Source organism: Actinomyces capricornis (genome assembly GCF_019974135.1).
Taxonomy (GTDB): domain Bacteria; phylum Actinomycetota; class Actinomycetes; order Actinomycetales; family Actinomycetaceae; genus Actinomyces; species Actinomyces capricornis.
This window is the reverse complement of the sequence record NZ_AP025017.1, coordinates 946,248-965,412: the sequence shown is the minus strand read 5'-3', so window position 1 is coordinate 965,412 and position 19,165 is coordinate 946,248. Positions and strand designations below refer to the sequence as shown.

General features: G+C 73.3%; 12 protein-coding genes. 7 read left to right on the top strand and 5 right to left on the bottom strand.

Annotated features, from left to right (window positions below; translation table 11 throughout):
- Nucleotides 1–120: 120 nt before the first annotated feature.
- Together MANAM107_RS03875 and MANAM107_RS03870 are read left to right on the top strand one after the other, a co-directional pair.
- Complete coding sequence (locus tag MANAM107_RS03875) at nt 121–1,767, top strand: lipopolysaccharide biosynthesis protein (protein WP_223911352.1); 1,647 nt, start codon at nt 121–123, stop codon at nt 1,765–1,767.
- On the top strand, nt 1,764–2,531 hold the full coding sequence (locus MANAM107_RS03870; RefSeq protein ID WP_223911349.1) for a CDP-alcohol phosphatidyltransferase family protein: 768 nt from the start codon (nt 1,764–1,766) through the stop codon (nt 2,529–2,531). The genes MANAM107_RS03875 and MANAM107_RS03870 overlap by 4 nt, the downstream gene beginning before the upstream one ends.
- A gap of 79 nt (nt 2,532–2,610) precedes the next feature.
- Here MANAM107_RS03870 and MANAM107_RS03865 read toward each other — a convergent pair whose 3' ends face one another.
- Both MANAM107_RS03865 and MANAM107_RS03860 read right to left on the bottom strand, forming a co-directional pair.
- Nucleotides 2,611–3,756, bottom strand: a complete 1,146-nt coding sequence (locus tag MANAM107_RS03865) for a glycosyltransferase family 4 protein (protein ID WP_223911347.1) — start codon at nt 3,754–3,756, stop codon at nt 2,611–2,613.
- Nucleotides 3,753–4,886, bottom strand: coding sequence for a DUF1972 domain-containing protein (locus MANAM107_RS03860; protein WP_223912839.1), 1,134 nt, complete (start codon nt 4,884–4,886; stop codon nt 3,753–3,755). Before MANAM107_RS03860 ends, MANAM107_RS03865 begins: the two co-directional genes overlap by 4 nt.
- 683 nt (nt 4,887–5,569) lie before the next feature.
- Between MANAM107_RS03860 and MANAM107_RS03855 the strand changes: the two genes are divergently transcribed.
- The 4 genes from MANAM107_RS03855 (at nt 5,570) to MANAM107_RS03840 (ending at nt 13,057) form a co-directional block, all read left to right on the top strand.
- Nucleotides 5,570–7,291, top strand: a complete 1,722-nt coding sequence (locus MANAM107_RS03855) for a hypothetical protein (protein ID WP_223911345.1) — start codon at nt 5,570–5,572, stop codon at nt 7,289–7,291.
- 346 nt (nt 7,292–7,637) lie between these two features.
- Nucleotides 7,638–9,026, top strand: a complete 1,389-nt coding sequence (locus MANAM107_RS03850; protein ID WP_223911343.1) for a WD40 repeat domain-containing protein — start codon at nt 7,638–7,640, stop codon at nt 9,024–9,026.
- A gap of 86 nt (nt 9,027–9,112) precedes the next feature.
- Entirely contained in the window at nt 9,113–9,787 is a 675-nt protein-coding gene (locus MANAM107_RS03845; protein WP_223911341.1) for a hypothetical protein, read from the top strand.
- A 240-nt stretch (nt 9,788–10,027) separates the two neighbouring features.
- A complete protein-coding gene (locus MANAM107_RS03840) occupies nt 10,028–13,057 on the top strand; it encodes a LamG domain-containing protein (RefSeq protein ID WP_223911339.1) in 3,030 nt (1,009 codons plus the stop codon).
- 181 nt (nt 13,058–13,238) lie between these two features.
- Here MANAM107_RS03840 and MANAM107_RS03835 read toward each other — a convergent pair whose 3' ends face one another.
- A complete protein-coding gene (locus tag MANAM107_RS03835; RefSeq protein ID WP_223911336.1) occupies nt 13,239–14,369 on the bottom strand; it encodes a glycosyltransferase family 2 protein in 1,131 nt (376 codons plus the stop codon).
- A 256-nt stretch (nt 14,370–14,625) separates the two neighbouring features.
- Between MANAM107_RS03835 and MANAM107_RS13165 the strand changes: the two genes are divergently transcribed.
- Nucleotides 14,626–16,818, top strand: coding sequence for a glycosyltransferase family 2 protein (locus tag MANAM107_RS13165; protein ID WP_308443640.1), 2,193 nt, complete (start codon nt 14,626–14,628; stop codon nt 16,816–16,818).
- A 47-nt stretch (nt 16,819–16,865) separates the two neighbouring features.
- On the opposite strand, the gene MANAM107_RS03820 is transcribed toward MANAM107_RS13165, so the two are convergent.
- Nucleotides 16,866–18,311, bottom strand: coding sequence for a hypothetical protein (locus MANAM107_RS03820; RefSeq protein WP_223911334.1), 1,446 nt, complete (start codon nt 18,309–18,311; stop codon nt 16,866–16,868).
- A gap of 161 nt (nt 18,312–18,472) precedes the next feature.
- The gene (locus tag MANAM107_RS03815; RefSeq protein WP_179900682.1) at nt 18,473–19,135 is read right to left on the bottom strand and encodes a Wzz/FepE/Etk N-terminal domain-containing protein; all 663 of its coding nucleotides are present in this window, start codon (nt 19,133–19,135) and stop codon (nt 18,473–18,475) included.
- Between the last annotated feature and the right edge of the window lie 30 nt (nt 19,136–19,165).

Here is a 19,165-nt window from a genome sequence, read left to right as displayed (position 1 = left end):
CATCGACGGGCGCTCGAGCCCCGATCGTTCAATTCTTAATGAGAATGCGGTCACTCCCCGCAGCCCTACGACAAAGCCCGCGCCGGGCCCTGCCCGCGCGGGAAAGGAAATGAGAAGCAGATGACGACTCCCCGGACCGTCCCCGAGCCGCTGGACCAGCGGGCGCGGGACGGCTCTGGCCGCCCCCGGGAGGACCTGCCCGAGCATCGCGCCGGCGCCTCGCCGCGCTCGGACGATGAGGCCCGGCAGCAGGCCCGGCAGCAGGCCCGGCAGCGCAGAAAGGCCTGGTCCTCCGTGGGCCGCACCGCCGTGGCCAAGATCGTGGTCATGGGCGTCGCCGGGGTCTTCGGCCTGATCAACACCCGCCTCATCATCAGCCACTTCGGCCCCGACGCCTGGGCCCAGTACGGGCTGCTGGCCTCCTTCCCCGGCCTCATGCCCTTCACCGACCTGGGGATCGGGGCGGTCATCCTCAATGTCGTGGCGGGCTCGGAGGATCCCTCCCGCGATTCCGCGGTGCGCCGCACGGTGGTGACGGCCACCCGCGTGCTCCTGGTCTCGGCCCTGGTCATCTGCACCCTGGCGGTGGTCATCGGCCTGCTGGGCCTGTGGCCCACCCTCCTGGGTGCCAAGCTCATGGAGGGCGGGGGCGCCACGGCCACCTGGTGCCTGGTCATCTACGCCATGGCCCTGCCCCTGGGCATCGGCCAGCGCGTCATCGTGGGCATGGGCCGCTCGGCCACGCAGGTCATCAGCCAGGGCGTGGTCTCCCCAGCCATGACCTGCCTGCTGCTCATGGTGGTCCTGGCCCGCCTGGAGGCCGGCAATGCCATCTCGGTGCTGTCCTACCTGGCCAACACCCTGGTCTCGATCATCTGCATCGTGGTGGCCTGGCGGGCCACCCGCCCACTCCTGCGCGAAGTGCTCCGCGATGTCCCCCGGCTGCGGGCCGTGCCCGGCGTGCCCATCCGCGGCACCGCCGGCCCCCAGCTCATCCAGTCCCTGGTCATCCCCATCGCCTTCCAGACCGACCGGCTCCTGCTGTCCCACCTGGGCGCCCCGCAGTCCCTGGCCCAGTACAACCTCGCCGCCAACCTGTTCAACCTGCTGACCCAGACCATCACCGTGGCCGGGGTGGCCATGTGGCCCCTGTTCGCCCGGGCGCGCGCCCGGGGACAGGTCGAGAGCCCGATCGTGCCCGCCCTGCTGTTCGGCGCCGGCGGCCTGACGGTCGGCCTGGCGCTGGCCGGTGCCACCCCCTGGGTGGCCCACGTGCTCTCCGACGGGCAGATCGTCCTGCCCGCGGTGCTGGTCCTGGCCTTCCTGGGCTACGTCGTGGTCGAGGCGGCCAAGCAGCCCCTGGGCATGTACATGACCGACCCGAGGGGCCTGCGCTTCCAGGTGGTGCCCGTCCTGGTGCTCGTGCCGGTCAACTTCGCCATCTCCTGGATCCTCATCGCGCCCCTGGGGCCGGCCGGCCCGGTCATGGGCTCGGTGATCTCGGTCATCCTGTGCCAGCTCCTGCCCTACTCGTGGTGGGTGCGACGCGATGTCGCGCGCCGTCGGGCCGAGCAGCGCGACGCGCCCCTCCGGGACTCGGGCGATCAGGTCCGCGGCGAGCCCGGCGACGCCGTCGCCGCCGGGGCGCGGGAGGATCGGGAGGATACTGGCCCGCAGGCCCCGGGCCGGACCCGCCGCCAGGGCCGGCCGGACCCTCGAGAGCGGGCAGATCAGCCACCGGCAACAGAGCAAGGAGACATGCCATGACGCCGCCCAGCAGCGCGAAGAGCACAGCACGGGGCGACGCCCCGCCTCCGGGGGCGAGCATCGCGCAGAGCATCCGCGCCCTGTCGCGCGCGCAGAAGTCCAATGCCGGGGCGCCCCTGTACTCCCGGGTCATCAACCGCCCGGCGGGTCGGGTCCTGGCGGCGGTGGCCCACCGCCTCGGCCTGACCCCGGATCAGGTGACATTGCTCTCAGCGGCCTGCACCTACACGGCCATCGCGCTCATCGCCCTGTGGCGCCCCAGCGTGCTCAGCGCCGTGGCCACCGCCCTGCTGCTCATGCTCGGCTACGCCCTGGACGCGGCCGACGGCCAGCTGGCCCGCCTGCGCCACGGGGGCTCGAAGGCGGGGGAGTGGCTCGACCACGTCGCGGACGTCATCAAGCTCTCCACCATCCACGGCGCCATCGCCATCTCCCTGTTCCGCTTCACCGACGTCGCGCCCTCGGCGCTCCTGGTGCCCCTGGCCTTCGGCGCGGTGCAGAGCATCCACTTCTTCAGCTACATCCTCACCTACCAGCTGCGCTACCACGGCGGTACGCCCATGGCCCGCAGTGGGGAGCGCCCCGGGCTGCTCAAGTCGGTGCTCTCGGCCCCCACGGATTACGGACTCATGTGCTTCGTGCTCATGCTCCGCTTCCTGCCCACGGCCTTCCTGTGGATCTACGGTGCCATGCTGCTGGGCTACGCCGCCTACGTGGCCATGGCCCTGCCCAAGTGGTACCTCGAACTGCGCAGGGCTCCCTGAGCCGGCCAGGGCTCCGCCTGCGCGCCCGCCGACCGGGAGCGCCGGTCAGGATCCCCACGGCTGCGCAGCCCGCCCGGGCTCAGGCGCCCTGCCCGATGACCTCCTCCACCACATCGGCCATGCGCCGGCGGTAGACGCCGACGGAGAAGCGCTCGGCGGCCTCCTGGGCCCCGCGGCCGGCCAGGTCGGCGGCCAGGGCGGGCTGGGCCGCCAGGCGGGCCAGGGCCCGGGCCAGGGCCGCGGCGTCGTCGGGCTCGACCAGCAGGCCGGTGCGCCCATCGGCGACCACCTCGGCCAGGCCCTGGACCCGGGAGGCCACCAGCGGGCGGGCGGCGTGCATGGCCTCCACCGCCGTATTGCCGAAGGGCTCGGCCCGCGAGGGCACGACGACGGCGTCGGCGCCCTCCAGGACCTGCCAGGTGGGGTGGACATAGCCCAGCAGGTGAACATGACCGGCCAGGTCCGGGGCAGCGGCGCGCTCGCGCAGCTCCTCCTCGTACCACTCATAGCCGGGGAAGACCGAGCCGCACACCGTCAGGGAGGCGTCGATGCCGTCGCGGCGCAGCAGGCCGACGGCCTCCAGGGCCACGTCCACGCCCTTGCGAGGCGACAGGCGCCCCACCATGACCACGCGGAGGGGATCCCCGGGGGCGCGCCGGGCCGGCGGGGCCAGGGGGGCCGGCGGCCCGGCCACCCCGTTGTGCACCACGGTGGTGCGCCCCTCCAGCACGGGCAGGACGTCCAGGAGGGCCCGGCGGGCCGCCTGGGAGTTGGCCACGATCCGCGTGGCCGCCAGCAGTGGGGCGTTGAGGCCCGAGCGGATGAGGCGGTGCTGGGTGTCCTCGGCCTCGTGCACGTGGGACAGGACCGGCACGCCCGCGGCGCGGGCCGCCAGCGGCCACCAGGGGATGGTCACCGTATTGCTCACCACCGCATCGGCCCGGCAGGCGCGGATGATTGAGCGCAGGCGCGCCACCTGGCCGCCCGCTCCCAGGGCCAGAGAGCCCAGGCCGCGGGGGTTGAGCAGGGACTTGCGCAGCACGGTGAAGGGGACGATGGCCACACGGGCCCCCGCCCGGCGCAGTACCCCGGTCAGGGGCCCCTCCAGGGGCAGGGCCACATCCACCCGGTGTCCGGCGCCGACGAGGCCGTGGATGGTCTCCACCAGCTGCAGGTCCGAGCCGTAGAGGTCGGGTGAGGGGTGGGCCACCAGGATCCGGCTCACTGCTCAGCCCTGCCCGTGCGGCGCCCCGAGGGCCGGTGGCGCACAGGACCCTCCAGGGCCAGGCGGCGCGCCAGCTCCTCATAGCGGGCGGCGACCTCATCCCAGTCGTAGAGGGCGGCCCGCTCGGCGCTCAGCCGGCCCCGGGCGGCCTGGCCGGCGGGGTCGGCCTCGGCGCCCTCCACCAGGGCGGCCACCTCCTGGGGGCTGGACCAGTAGCGTCCCGCCTCCCCCAGGACCTCGCGGTTGAAGGAGACGTCGAAGGCGTCCACCGCGGCCCCGGCGCCGATGGCCCGCAGCAGGGAGGGATTGGTGCCGCCCACCGAGTGGCCGTGGTAGTAGACCAGGGCGCCGGCGTACAGGGCATCGAGGAGCTCCTGGTCCCACACGCCGCCCAGGAGGCGCACCCGGGAGTCGGCCAGGGACTCCACGCGGGCGGTGTACTCATCGGCGTAGGGGGCCGAGCCCACCACCACCAGGGGCATGCGGGCGGCTGAGCGCACGTAGCCCTCGACGATGACATCGACGTGGTTCTCCACCTCGAAGCGGGCCACCACCAGGTGGAAGGATCCGGCCTCCAGCCCCAGCTCGCCCAGGCGGGAGGTGTCGGCGCTCATGGTGGGGGCGCCGTAGGAGATCAGCTCGGTGGGGGCGCGGAACTCCTGGGCGTAGTAGTCGGCGATGCCCTGGGCGTCGGCGATGAGCGCATCGGACAGGCGCACCGACAGCGCCTCGGCGGCCCGGTAGTAGCGCTGGCCGGTGGGCCCCCACTTCCCGCGCTTCCACTCCAGGCCGTCGACATGGGTGGCCACCGGGATGCGCGCCGCCCTGAGCGCGGGCAGGAAGGGTGCGTTGGCGGCGTTGAAGACGAAGGCCGCATCCGGGTGGTGGCGGCGCAGGAGGTGGGCCACCGACAGGCCCGTGTGGCTGAGGGTCTCCAGGCTGCGGTGGCGCACCGCGGGCAGCTCCACCAGGCGCATGCCCAGATAGGTGGCGGGCAGGGGGACGGCGGGCTCGGGATTGCGGCAGTAGACCAGGACCTGGTGCCCGCGCGCCGCCAGGCGCCGGCCCACCTCCTCCACGGCGGTCTCGAAGCCCCCGTAGCGGGCCGGCACGCCGCGGGTGCCGAGCATGGCGATGCGCAGGCGCGAGGGGTCGGGCCGGCGCGAGGCGCGGCCCGCGCCCCCGGGCAGCGGCGCGCGCAGGCGGGGCAGGGCGCGCCGGGCAGGAGCGGGCGGGGCGGGCTCCGCGGCCGCTGGAGCGGCGGGGGAGGCCGAGGGCGCGGGCGGGGGTACTGAGGTGGGGGGCACTGAGGACACGGAGGGCCTTTCACTGGCGGTGGCCGACGGCGGGCCTGCCCGCCGGGAGCAGGGTATCGGGTCGTCCTGGATGTCTCCTGCCCGGGGCCGACTCCGCTGCTCGCTGCCGGCTACCCGTGGCCGCCTGCGGCCGGTGGTCGCCGTTGGCAGGAGGGTGGGGGTCGCCCTGGGTCGGCCCGTCCCGACACGCCCGGGGTGAGCGGCGTATTCGTGCTGCTCAGCAGCGGAAGCAGCCGGGATGCGGTGCCGTCCTGCGTGCGTCACAGGTTTTTTTACGCTGTCATGGAGGGTGCGTGCGCATCGGTATTGCTCCCCATTCTCCTGATAGGACCCGCAGGTCATGCTGAGGCGGTAGCCGGTCGTGCGCGCCAGAGGTGGCCCGTCATCCGGCACTTCCGCCTGTGCGACCCCGAAGGGAGAGACCTGTGAATCCACACCTCACGTCACGGCCGACGCGAAGGTCCAGATCAATACTGACCGTGGTCCTGGCGCTCCTGATGGTGATTCTCCCTGGGGGTGCGGCGATCCTGGTGCCCCCGGCCTGCGCCGACGATGCGGCCGGGCGGGCCGACCAGCAGGCCGATCAGCAGCGCTCCTCCGGGCCGCAGACGGTGGCGGCCGACGCCCTGCCCACGGTCCAGATCGACGGCGTCGTCTGGGATCAGGCCATCGTGGGAGGCACGGTCTATGCGGTGGGCCAGTTCACCACGGCGCGCCCCGCGGGATCGCCGCCTGGACAGGATGAGGCGCCCCGGTCCAACGCCCTGGCCTACGACATCGCCACCGGGGAGCTCAAGGACTGGGCCCCGCAGGTCGACGGCGCCATCCGCTCGATCGACGCCGCCAAGGACGGTGCCACGGTCTACCTGGGCGGCGACTTCACCTCGATCAATGGGGACCGCACCTGGAGGGTGGGGGCCGTGAGCACCGCGGACGCCAGCCGCCAGGCCCTGGAGGCCTCGGCCAATGGCACCGTCCACGCCCTGGAGGTCTCCGCCGACGGCTCCACCCTCTACCTCGGGGGCGCCTTCACCGAGGTCAACGGCCTGGATCGCCGGCGCGTCGCGGCGGTGGACCTGGGGGCCCAGCGGGTCACGGACTTCGCGCCCCAGGTCGACGACATGGCGGTGCGCGCCCTGACCACGGCCAGGGACGGCAGTGCGGTGGCGATCGGGGGCTCCTTCACCTCGGTGGGCGGTCAGGCCCGGCCCGGCCTGGCGGTCCTCGACCCCTCCGGCGCCCCGCGCCGGGCCAAGGTCAACGAGGTCATCACCGCCGGTGGGACCGAGAGCGCGGTCATGGGCATGGCCTCTGACGACCGGGGCTTCTACGCCGTGTCCTACTCGATGTCGGGCTCCTTCGAGGGCATGGTGCGGGCTGAGTGGAGCGATGGCGAGGTCCGGCTCATGGCCGACTGCCATGGCGACTCCTACGACGTCCACCCCTCCGGCGAGGTCGTCTACGTCGCCAGCCACGCCCACGACTGCTCCATGATCGGCGGCTTCCCCGAGCAGCAGCAGTACTGGCACGCCCCGGCCTTCTCCAGTGAGCCGGTCGGAGAGGTGGGCCCCAGCCCCGTTCCCGGCTACACCAGTCACACCGGGCAGCCGGCCGCCGCCAGCCTGCACTTCCACCCCGTGTTCACCCCGGGCTCCTTCACCGGGATGGCCCAGGCCACCTGGACGGTGGAGGGGACGGACAAGTACGTCGTCTACGGCGGGGAGTTCACGGCCGTCAACGGCACCCCCCAGCAGGGCCTGGTGCGCTTCGCCCGCCGCGACGTCGCCCCCAACCAGGAGGGGCCGGTGGACAAGGGGGCGGCCTACCGGGTCAGCGCCACCTCCACCGAGCCGGGAGTGGTCCGGCTGAGCATCCCCGCCAACCACGACCGCGATGACAAGCACCTGACCTACGCCGTCTACCGCGACCCCGGGCCGATGGGGGACCTGGAGGCCCTCAAGGCCCAGCAGCCCGTGTGGACCACGGAGCAGGACCTGCCCTTCTGGGAGACCACGACCTACGAGGTGCGCGATGAGGTCGGGGCCGGCAGCACCCACAGCTACGTCGTCGTGGTCTGGGACTCCTGGGGCGCCTGGACGCGCTCGGAGCGGGTCACCGTGGAGGCGCAGGGCCCCCCGCCGGGCGGCGAGGGGGACCAGGGCCCCCAGGAGGAGGGCGGCCCGCCGGCTGATGACAGCGGTCGACAGGAGCAGGGCTAGGAAGGGCGAGGAGGGCCCGCCGCCGGGCCGGGGCCCGGCCGGGTGGGGCCGGCGGCTCGACGGCGCCCCACGGCCGCATTACCGCCGCAGAGCAGGAGAAAGGGCAGGAGAATCCGGGTTATATCGCCGCCATGGATAGGCCATGAAGGTCGTGTGAGGATACTCACCGGAGATCGGGAAATGCGGTGCGCAGCACCTGTTATCTCAGTGTTACCGATGTACTACGCTCCTTGCAGCAGTCGGTCCTCACGCCCGCTCGCAGACGTTCCCGTGCCGACTGCCTTTCACCTCGCCTTCCCGTCTCCGTGAGGAGTATCTGTTGAGTCCAGTCCCTCGTCTCCGTCCTGTGCTCGCCGTCGCGACCGCACTCCCCCTCGTCGCGGCAGCGCTGCTGGCCCCCGCGACCACCCCCTCCGCCCGGGCCGCCGAGGAGGCGGCCCCGGCCAATCCGGAGGCCCTGCCCACCGTGCAGATCGATGGGATCGTCTGGGATCAGGAGGTCGTCGGCAACACGGTCTACGCCGTCGGCCAGTTCAACAACGCGCGCCCCGCGGGCTCCCCGGCCGGGCAGAACGAGGTGCCGCGCTCCAACGCCCTGGCCTACGACATCACCACCGGGGAGCTCAAGGACTGGGCCCCCACCACCGATGGCGCGATCAACGCCATCGAGGCCTCGGCCGACGGGTCGGTCCTCTACCTGGGTGGGCGCTTCAACACGCTCAACGGTGAGAAGACCTGGCGCGTGGGAGCCGTGGGTGCCGCCGACGGCAAGAAGCAGGCCTTCAACGTGGCGACCAACAGCTCGGTCATGGACCTGGAGATCTCCCCGGACGGCTCGACCCTCTACATGGGCGGTTCCTTCACCCAGGTCAACAAGTCCGCGCGTCAGCGCGCCGCCGCCGTCAACCTGGCCGACCAGACCCTCACCGACTTCGCCCCCGAGGTCGCCGACTTCATGGTGCGCTCCATCACGGTGGCGGCCGACAACAGCGCGGTGGCCATCGGCGGGTCCTTCACCTCCGTGGAGGGCTCCTCCGACCCCGGCTACGGCCTGGCGATCCTGGAGCCCAACGGGTCCCTGCGCCGCAACAACATCAACGCCGTGGTGCGCAACGCCGACAGGAACGCCGGCATCATGAGCCTGAAGTCCGACGCCAACGGGCTCTACGGCGTGGCCTACTCCCAGAGTCGCAGCGAGGGCAATGTCGAGGGCATGTTCCGCCTCAACTGGAGCACCGGTGACCTGGATCTCCTGGCCGACTGCCACGGGGACTCCTACGACGTCCACCCCACCACCAGCTTCGTCTACATCGCCAGTCACACCCACGACTGCTCCAACATCGGGGGCTTCGGCGATGTCCCCGACCGGTACTACCACGGTGTGGCCTTCACCAATAAGGCCACCGGCACCGTGCGGCGCAACAGGGTCTGGGGCTACTACAACCACCAGGGCCAGCCGGCCCCCACGGTCATGGAGAACTTCCTGCCGAACTTCCAGCTCGGCTCGGTCACCGGCCTCGCCCAGGCCACCTGGACCGTCGAGGGCAATGATCAGTACATCGTCTACGGCGGGGAGTTCACGGCCGTCAACGGCACCCCCCAGCAGGGGCTGGTCCGCTTCTCCACCTCCGGCAACCAGGCCGACCCCAAGGGGGAGGAGCCCAAGGACGAGGAGCCCAGGGACGACGATGACGGCTGGGACGGCTGGGGCTGGGGCTGGGGTTGGGGCTGGTGATGGGCGCCCGCCTCCCGCACCTGCCCGGAGCGCCGCGCCTTGTCCCGGATGTGCCAATGCGCCAGCAGCGTCGTAGGCTGCCCGCCGTGTCACGTTCACGCATGCTCCTCCTGCCCGCCCTCCTCGCGCTGGCCCTGACCGGCTGCGGCTCCAACGGCGATGGCCGTGCGGATGCCACCAGTGCCGCCCCATCCTCCGGTGCCGCCACCGCTACCGCCTCGGCCTCCGGGGGTGGGACATCCCCTGCGGCGGAGCCGACCCCGCTGGTGGAGACCCCCGACCCGACCTCGGCCCCCGAGAGCCCGGTGGCGCCCTCGGCCTCGGGCGTCGACCCGGGCGCGGTGGAGCGCGGGGACCTGTCCGCCGACCAGCTCGACGCGGTGGGCACCGATCAGGCGGTCACTGTCAACGAGGCCGCCTCGGTGCAGATCGGTCAGATGCGCTCCCAGGACCTGGAGGCGGGGCCCGGCGAGGTCGGCGGTGCCGGCGTCGTGGTGCCGGTCACCGTGTCCAACACCTCCAGTGAGCCGCTGTCCCTGAGCGGCCTGGTCGTCACCGTCACCTACGGTGCCGACGGCGCCCCCGCCGAGGAGGTCACCAGCGTCTCGGATGTCATCCCTGCGAGCCTGGCCGCGGGCGAGTCCCAGTCCATCGAGCGGGCCTTCACCATCCCGGCCGAGGGCCGGGGCCAGGTGCGCGTCGTCGTCGACCTGGGGGCCGACTACCCGGCCGCTGTCTTCGAGGGACCCGCGCCCAGCTGAGCCCCGGAACCATCACCCACGCCGTGCGCACCGGACCCAGGAGGTCCGGTGCGCACGTTTCTTTCGTGAGGATCAACAAAACGAGGGGGAGGTGGGTTGTCGTTATACTCATCGCTGGACTGATCACGATCCTGCATCTCAACGGTGATAGGGTCGTGCGGCCCCGCCGGACCCCTCAGCCGGCCATCCCTTCCTACCCATGAGAATCTGAATGGAGTGCGCGTGCGTTCCGCTCGTCCTTTGCGTGGCATCCTCGCCGCCATCACGGCGCTGCCACTGGGCCTTGCGGCCCTGACCCTTCCTATCGCGCCCGCCGCCGCCGAGCCCGACGCCGCTCCTGCCGCCGAGCAGGCCGTCGCGCCCGGCGCCGGCGGAGAGGCGACCACGGTCGCGGCCGATGGCCTTCCCACGGTGCAGATCAACGGCGTCGTGTGGGACCAGGCGGTCGTGGGCAGCACGGTCTACGCGGTGGGGCAGTTCTCCACCGCGCGCCCCGCGGGCTCCCCGGCCGGGCAGAACGAGGTGCCGCGCGCCAACGCTCTGGCCTACGACATCACCACCGGGGAGCTCAAGGACTGGGCGCCCTCGGCCAACGGCCAGATCAACGCCGTCAAGGCCTCGGCCGACGGCTCGGTCATCTACCTGGGCGGGGACTTCACCACGCTCAACGGTGAGCGGGCCTGGCGCGTGGGGGCGGTGGACGCCGCCGACGGCCAGAGCCGGGGCCTGCCCCTGGCCTCCAACGGCAGCGTCAAGGCACTGGAGCTCTCCGCCGACGGCTCCACCCTCTACCTCGGGGGCGCCTTCACCCAGGTCAACCGCGCCGACCGCAAGCGCGTGGCGGCCTTCGACCTGGCCGGCCAGAGGCTGACCGACTTCTCCGCGCAGGTCGACGACTTCTTCGTGCGCTCCATCGCCGCCGCCCCCGACGGCAGCGCCGTGGCCATCGGCGGATCCTTCACCTCGGTGGAGGGCTCGGACCGTCCCGGCTTCGGCATGGCCATCCTGGAGCCCTCCGGCGCCCTGCGCCGCAACAGCCTCACCTCCGTCATCCGCACCTCCGGCGCCCGGGCGGGCATCATGGAGCTCAAGGCCGACGACAAGGGCCTCTACGGGGTCTCCTACGCCATGACCGGCGCCTTCGAGGGACTGTTCCGCGCCAACTGGGCCACTGGGGACATGGACTACATGGCCGACTGCCACGGCGACTCCTACGCCCTCCACCCCGCCGGGGAGGTCGTCTACGTCGCCAGCCATGCCCACGACTGCGCCAATATCGGGGGCTTCCCCGAGGGCGCCCCCGCCCGCTACCACTCCGCCGTGGCCTACACCAACGCCGCCACCGGCACGGTCAAGCCCAACGCCCGGCGCGGGTATGAGAGCTACGGCGGCCAGAACGGCACCACCAACCTCAACTTCTACCCCGAGCTCAGGGCCGGGAAGTACACCAAGACCAACCAGGCCGCCTGGACGGTGGAGGGCAATGACCAGTACGTCGTCTACGGCGGGGAGTTCCTGGCCGTCAACGGCAAGGCCCAGCAGGGCCTGGTGCGCTTCGCCCGCCGCGACACCGCCCCCAACCAGCAGGGCCCCATGGACAAGGGCGGGGCCTACAAGGTCTCGGCCACCTCCCCGCGCGCGGGCGTGGTCACCCTGTCCTTCCCCACCAACTGGGACCGCGATGACAAGACCCTGACCTACACGGTCTACCGCGACACCCAGCGCTCCGAGCCGATCAACAGCCAGACCGTGACCGCGGGCTACTGGGAGCCCTCGAACCTGTCGGCCACCGACGTGGTGGAGCCGGGCTCGACCCACCGCTACCGCGTGGTGGTCACCGACCCCTGGGGCGCCTTCACCCACTCGGACTGGGTGACCATCACCGCGGCCGAGGGCGAGGGCCTGAGCCCCTACGGCGGCCGGGTCCTCAGCGACGGCGCCGCCCACTACTGGCCCCTGGATGAGACCGAGGGCGGGGCGGCCTCGGACTTCGTGGCCGGGCGCGACCTGACGCTCTACGGCTCGCGGTACACCCGCGGCGCCCCGTCCTTCCTGGACACCGGATCGGCCCTGGGCCTGAGCTCGGACCGCTCGGAGATGAGCAACGCGGCCACCGTCTCGGCCTCGCGCGCGCCCTCCACCTTCTCCGTGGAGGCCTGGGTGCGCACCGAGTCCACCAGTGGTGGTGCGGTGGTGGGCTTCGGCTCCTCGGCCTCGGGGTACTCGGCCCGGCGCGACCGCATCGTCTACATGCGCAACGACGGCACCCTCAGCTTCATGCTCTACCCCGGGACCCTGTCCACGGTGACCTCCGAGAAGAGCTACAACGACGGCCAGTGGCACCATGTCGTGGCCACCCTCAGCCCGGCGACGGGCGCCACCCTCTACGTCGACGGCAAGGTGGTGGCCTTCGACTCCGCCTTCACCGCGGGTGACGACTACACCGGGTACTGGCGCGTGGGCGGCGACCTGCTCCAGGGCGTCAACGGTGCCCCCTCCTCGCACTTCCTCAGCGGCGACATCGACGAGGTCGCCGTCTACGGCAGCGCGCTGGGACCGGCCCAGGTCGCCCAGCACTACACCCTGGGCAGCGGTAAGGAGGTGGAGCCGGACCGCGACCCGCAGGACCCGCCCGCCCAGACCACGCTGCTGTCCGACGGCTTCGACCGCACGGTGGCCCGGGGGTGGGGCAGTGCCGAGACCGGCGGCTCGTGGGGCGTGACCTGGAACGGCGACGCCTTCTCCGTGGCCGACTCCGCCGGGCGCGTGGCCATGGCCGGTCCGCGCGCCTCCTCCTCGATCCGCTCCGAGGTCCTGAAGTCCACCTCCACCGACGCGACCTTGGACTTCTCGCTGGATGCCATCCCCGGCGGCAACGGCGCCTTCATCTCCTACGTGGCCCGCGCCACGGAAGCCGGCGAGTACCAGGCGAAGGTGCAGGTCGGGGCGGCCGGAGCGCCGGTGGCCACGATCTCCAAGGTGGTCGAGGGGCGCGAGACCGTTCTGGGCTCCATCCTGCTCAAGGAGGGCTACACTGCCGGCCAGACCCTCCACCTGCGCATGGTCGTCGCCGGCGAGGCCTCCACGACCCTCCAGGCCAAGCTGTGGACCGGGGACGGCGAGCCCGAGGAGTGGGGCGTCGACGTCGTCGACAGCGAGCGCTCCCTGAAGGACCCGGGGTGGGTGAGGATCAACACCTACATGTCCAGCTTGGCCGGCCCTGAGACCGTCACCCTGTCCATCGAGGGGATCAAGGTCTCCCAGCTCTGAGCCGGGCAGGACCGAGACCGGCCCGCCGTATCCGGAATGCCCCCGGGGCCGCCGCCACCGCCTCCTACTGGTGCCGGCGGCCCCGGGGGCGCCGCTATGCCGGGGCGGCTCGACGATCGCCTGCCAGGGGCGGGGGATCCCTGCGGGAGGAGACGTGCTGCGCGGCGCTTCTGAGCGGCTGTCAGCGGATGAGGGGGGTGTCCGGGTCGGGCAGGGCGCCGCGGCCGGCGGCGCGCATGAGCCCCAGCCCGTCGCGGGTCGCGGCCAGCGCGGTCAGTGCGGGCCTGGGGGAGGACAGCAGTTGCCGGCGTCCCCCGCGCAGCACCACCTCGCGCGCCGCCGCGGCCGCGGTGGCCACCCACCGGCGTCGGGCGGGGCCGCTGAGGTGCAGGCCCGCGTACAGCAGCCGGTTGCGGATGTTGTAGTAGTAGTAGGTGTCGGACCTGGCCCGCTCGCCCTGGTGGGCCTCGGCATGAGTGGCGCCCTCGTCGTGGATGGCCACGGCCCCCCGCTCCACGGCCAGGCGTCCCCCGCAGGCCAGGACGCGCGCGGAGAAGTCCACATCCTCCCAGTACAGGAAGTAGCGGGCATCGAAGCCCCCCGCCTGGGAGAACAGCGGGGCGGACAGGGCCAGGCAGGCCCCCGAGAGCCAGGGGCGCGTCCCCCCGGGTGGAATAGGGCGCGGGGAGCGGCGCGAGCGCATCGACCCGTCGGCCAGGCACACCACATGGCCATCGGAGACCGTCCGCCCGGTGGAGTCCTGGATCACCGGCCCCACGAGGAGCCCGGGATCCTGGGCGGCGCGGGAGGCCAGGCGCGCCAGGCCGTCGCGGTCGATGAGCGCATCGGGGTTGAGCAGGACCAGGATCTCGGCCCCCAGTGCCGCGGCGCGCTGCGCCCCCAGGTTCATGCCGCCGCCGAAGCCCGTGTTGTCCGCCGGCAGGACCGTGGACCAGCCCTCGCGGCCGGCCAGGGCGATCAGCTCGCTGCGCGCCTGGGTGGTGGAGTGGTTGTCCACCACCACCACGCGCGCCTCGGGGGCCTGGCGGGCCACATGGGCGAGGTTGCGCTCCAGCAGCGGCGCGGAGTCGTAGTTGACGACGATGATGGCCGTGCGCCCCACCAGCCCGGCAGCCTCCCGCTCGCCGGGCGCCCGGCCCGCACCCCGGCGCCCGGCGGCCTCACGGGGCCCGACGACGGGGGAGGCGGGAGAGTCGGGAGAGTCGGGGGCGCCGGTGATGGCGGCACCGGTCACCGGGTGGGGGCCTTCGCCTCCCGGGGACGGCGGCGCGGCGGGGTGGCAGGGGCTCATGCGCGGTTCTCCTGGGTCGGTGGTGCGGCGGCCCGGGCGGTAGGCACCCGGGAGCTCCAAGGAGCAGCGCGGGTGGGTGCTCGGCGCCCTGGAATAGTACCGTTGGAGCGGCCGGCCGCCTCACCGCGCAGCCCAGCGGCCCGCATCCCAGGCCGGGGCGGGCAGTGCTGCGGCGCCGTCGCCGGGCCACCCGCCCGGGAGGGCGGGCAGGACGAGAGCAGCGGGAGACCCGCGGGAACCGGAGGAGGGCGACGCCGTGGATGCCGAGGACACCGACAGCACGCAGCGCACTGCGGGTAGTGGCCATGAGGCAAGCGCAGCAGGCACCGCCGCTGCCGGGGATGCAGCCGATGCGGTGGATGCGGTCCGCCTGACCATCGCCATGCTCACCTACCGGCGCAACGCCTACCTGGAGGCGGTCCTGCCCCTCCTGGTGGCCCAGGCCCGCTCCGTGGCCCCCCGGGCGCGGGCCCGGGTCCTCATCGTGGACAACGACCCCGATGCCGGCGGGCGCCCGGTGGTGGCCGCCGCGGCCGCCCAGGCGCCCGGGATGATCGACTACGTCCACGAGCCCACCCCGGGGATCGTGGCGGGCCGCAACCGCGCCCTGGACGAATCCGCCGGCAGCGACCTGCTGGCCTTCATCGACGACGACGAGACCCCCGGGCCCGGCTGGCTGGATGCCCTGCTGAGCACTTGGCGGGCCCAGGGCTGCGCCGCCGTCACGGGGCCCACCCCGCCAGCCTTCGAGGCCGAGCCCGATGGCTGGGTGCGCGCCAGTGGGGCCTTCGACTCCTGGAGCGCCGCCGACGGCGCCCAGGTGCGCAGCGCCGACACCGGCAACCTCCTGCTGGACCTGTCCGCGGTACGCGCCGTGGGGCTGCGCTTCGACCCGCGCTACGGGCTCACCGGTGGGGAGGACTCCCTGTTCACCCGCCAGCTCACCCGGGGCGGGGGCCGGATCCTCTTCGCGGCCGACGCCGTGGTGACCAAGCGGGTCCCGCCCGCGCGGGCCACTCGTGCCTGGGTGCTCCAGCGCGCCTACCGCTCGGGCTCCTCCTGGGCCCGGGTGCGCATCGACACCGCGGGCCCGGGGCGGGGCTCCCGGCTGGGACTGCGGGCCGCCTACGCCGCCAAGGGCGCCGCCAAGGCCGGGGTCGACGGCGCTCGCGGGGCGGTGGCCCGCCTGCGGGGCGATACCGCCGCCCAGGCCCGCTATGAGACCTCCAGCCGCGGCGGGCTGGGCATGGTGGTGGGGGCCTGGGGGGTGCAGGTGCGCGAGTACGGGCGCCCCGCACGGCGGGGGCCGCTGAGGCGGGGCGCCGGGCGTGGCCGCCCCGCCACCCCGACCGCGGTGGCCGCCGGCACGGCGGGTGGGGCGGGCCCGGTGGGCTCAGCGGGCCCGGGCGCCGTCAGCGGGAGGCCCGGCGGGCCCGGAGCCGAGGCCCGCCGGGGTGATGATGCCCCGGCCTCGACCCTGACCATCGCCATCCCCACCTTCCGCAGGCCCGAGCAGCTCGCCCGGGCGCTGCGCGGGGTGCTCGACCAGGCCGCGCCCATCGCCGAGCACGGGGCGATGGACATCGAGGTGCTCGTCATCGACAACGATCCGGCCGCCTCCGGTGAGCCGGCCGCCGAGGCGGCCTCAGGGATGGCCGGGCGGGCCCCGGTGGCGGTGCGCCATGTCGTGGAGGAGCGGCCGGGGGTGGCGGCCGTGCGTAACCGGGCCCTGGATGAGGCCGCCACCCGGGACCTGCTCATCTTCATCGACGACGACGAGGAGCCCGAGCCCGGGTGGCTGGAGGCCCTGCTGGGGCTCCAGGCCCGCCAGGGGTGCCAGGCGGTGGCCGGGCCGGTCATCCCCGCCTATGAGCGCGAGCCGGGTTCCTGGGTGGCCCAGGGGGAGTTCTTCGTGCGCCGGACCTGGCCCACGGGCACCCTGCGGCCGGTGGCCGCCTCCAACTGCCTCCTGCTGGACTTGCGCTTCGTGCGCCGGATGGGGCTGCGCTTCGATGAGGCTTTCGGCGCCACCGGCGGTGAGGACACGCTCTTCACCCGGAGCCTGAGCGCCTGCGGGGGGCGGATCCTGTGGTGCGATGAGGCCCGGGTGCGCGACCATGTGCCCGCCTCCCGGCTCGACCGCGGCTGGATCCTGCGCCGTCAGGCCTCCCACGCCGCCACCGCTGTGCGCGTGGAGCTGGCCCTGGCCCGGGGGCGGGGCCAGGTTCCGGGCACGGGTCGGAGCCAGGCGGCTATCCGGGCGGGCGCCGGCCTGGGAGGGGCGGCGCGCCTGGCCGTGGGCCTGGCGCGCAGGGCAGCGGGCACACTGCTGGCAAGCCCCCGCCATGCGGCCAGGGGGGCGCGTCTGGCCGCCCGCGGCCGCGGGATGATCGCCGCCAGCCTCGGCCGTGCCGGGCACCAGGAGTACGGGCGCCCGTCGTCGGCCTGAGCCGGCCGCCGGGCGGAGAGGGCCGGTCCTGCACTCGCGCGAGGGTTTCAGGTGGCGCGCTCGGCCTGCCTGCGGTGGTTGAGCTCGCGCAGGGAGGGCAGCAGGATCCAGGAGCCCAGGACGAAGGGCAGGTAGGGCGGCAGCACCGCCCAGGGCCCCACGAGGATGTTCTGCAGCACCACCATGCCCGCCAGGAACAGCCAGGGCGTGATGCGCAGGCCCCCCAGGTCGCGCAGCAGGGCCAGCAGCGTCAGGCCGGCGATGAGCAGCATGAGCGCGGCCCCCGGCAGCGAGGCGGCCACCCAGACATTGACCAGGGCCGAGTGCAGCTCGAATCCGTTGCCGAACATGAAGTTCTCGACATAGCCGTTGGAGGGGTCGTAGCCCAGGGCCGCCATACCGTCCTTGGCCACCTGGATGTCCTCGTAGCGGGGCAGGACCCCGGCCCCGTAGCCCCATGGCCGGTGGTGCGCCAGCGCCCAGGCGGCGCCCAGCTCGGGGCGCGCATTGAGCAGGAAGTTGGACTCCCCCCGGGACTGGGCCAGGGTCCGGGTCTGGGCGTCGACGCCCAGGGAGCCAGAGGCGGAGGCCGCCAGCACGGCGGTGATCGCCCCGATGCCGATGAAGGTCAGGACGAGGGCCTGGATGATGGCTGCGCGCCTGGGGGCGGGCAGCCTCCAGCGGAACCAGGAGGCCGTGGCCTGCCAGAATACGGTGGCCGCGATGATGGCCAGAAATGCCGGCAGAAGACGGGCGTCATGGGCCATGAAGACGGCGGCCAGGGCGGCCAGCGCCAGCAGTTGCAGCGGGCGGCCCCGGTGGTTGATCAGGGCCAGGACCATGAGGGTCATGGGCACCCCGATCCCGAACTTCCAGGGATTGTCATTCGTGACCAGCAGGGGCAGGGCGCTGAGCATCGTGCCCGCGGACAGGGCCGCCGCCGCCCGGGAGGCGCCCAGGTGCCGGGCCCCCCAGACGAAGGCGGCCGTCGCCCAGGGCAGCGCCAGCAGGCTCATCACCATGGCCCGCTGGTGGCCGCCGTTGATGTGGAAGGTGGGCCCCACCGTCCAGGACAGCAGGAGCCCGGTGACCCCCGCCAGGGTGCCCAGTAGCAGCAGGGGGCTGAAGCGGCGCTGGTGGCGCACCGCCGACCAGGTCACCGGGATGGCGGCCAGGGCCGCGATGTCCCCGAGGGCCATGGAGCCCACCAGGTCGCGGCGGATGCCGATGAGCAGCAGCAGGACGATGGCGGCCACCTGGCGTGCACGGCGCGAACGCCGCCGGGCCTCGTCGTCGGGCTCACTGGGCTCACTGAGCCCATCGTGCCCACTGCGCTCGGGGACCGGCTCCCCGGAGTGCTGGATGGGGCTGCCCAGGAGTCTGAGCGGTCGGGGGGCCGGGGTGTGGGGCTCGGGGTAGAGGGCGAGGGGGACGACCTCATCGCTGACGATCGCCCGCCGGGTGGGGGACAGGGGAGCGGCCCGGTAGGGCACGGCGCGCCGAGGCGCGGCGGGGGTCGGGGGTGCGCTGGGTGAGGGTGCGGCCGGAGCGGAGGGCGGCGCTGAGAACCCGGGGGCCGCCGTGGCCGCCGGCCGCCCTTGGGGCGGCACTGGGTGTGTGTGGGGGGAGGGGCGCCCTCCGTCGGGCGGCCGGCTCACGATTCGACGGTGGGTCCGCGCCCGACGACGATGAGGGGCTCGCTGGCGCTCCCCCGTTGGGAGCCCCGGTTGAGGGCGTGGAGCAGGATGGCGATGAGCGAGCCCAGGCCCAGGCCCGCGGCACCGCCGAGGACCGAGGTCCAGAAGGTCGACAGGCTGGAGGGCTCATCGGGCAGGGAGGGGGAGTTGAGGGTGGCCAGGGTCAGGGTCAGGTCGCTGTTCTGCCCGGCGCCGGAGACCTCCCGGGCGGCGGAGTCCAGAGCCGCCATCTCGGCCTCGGCGATGGCCTGGGCCTTGGCGGGGTCGGTGTGGGTGGCGCTGACCTCGATGATGACCGTCTCGGTCTTGGTGGACACCGAGATGGCGCTGCGCAGCTCGCCCTGGCTCAGCCCGGTGGACTCCGAGACCTTGGCGAGGGTGGACTCCGAGGTCCCGACCTCCACGAGGGTGGGCATGATCTGGGTGATGTAGTTCTGGACGCTCGAGACGCTCTGGGAACCGCTGGACTGCTCGGCCCCCACACGGGCCGAGGCGGTTGAGGTGTAGGTGGCGGGCGTCAGCAGGCCGAAGGCCAGGCCGAACACGGTGCCGAGGATGATGTGCATAGTGACAAGAACGGCGTTCTTGCGCAGTGCGATGACGATGCTATCCGGGTCCATGGTTCTGTTTCGGTGATTGCGAGAGAAGCC

What these genes read in the sequence shown, in the direction of transcription:
- MANAM107_RS03870 (WP_223911349.1), top strand. Translation starts at nt 1,764, where the DNA reads ATGACGCCGCCCAGCAGCGCGAAGAGCACAGCACGGGGCGACGCCCCG.
- MANAM107_RS03855 (WP_223911345.1), top strand. Translation starts at nt 5,570, where the DNA reads ATGGTGATTCTCCCTGGGGGTGCGGCGATCCTGGTGCCCCCGGCCTGC.
- MANAM107_RS03835 (WP_223911336.1), bottom strand. Translation starts at nt 14,369, where the DNA reads ATGAGCCCCTGCCACCCCGCCGCGCCGCCGTCCCCGGGAGGCGAAGGC.
- MANAM107_RS03875 (WP_223911352.1), top strand. Translation starts at nt 121, where the DNA reads ATGACGACTCCCCGGACCGTCCCCGAGCCGCTGGACCAGCGGGCGCGG.
- MANAM107_RS03860 (WP_223912839.1), bottom strand. Translation starts at nt 4,886, where the DNA reads ATGCTCGGCACCCGCGGCGTGCCGGCCCGCTACGGGGGCTTCGAGACC.
- MANAM107_RS03815 (WP_179900682.1), bottom strand. Translation starts at nt 19,135, where the DNA reads ATGGACCCGGATAGCATCGTCATCGCACTGCGCAAGAACGCCGTTCTT.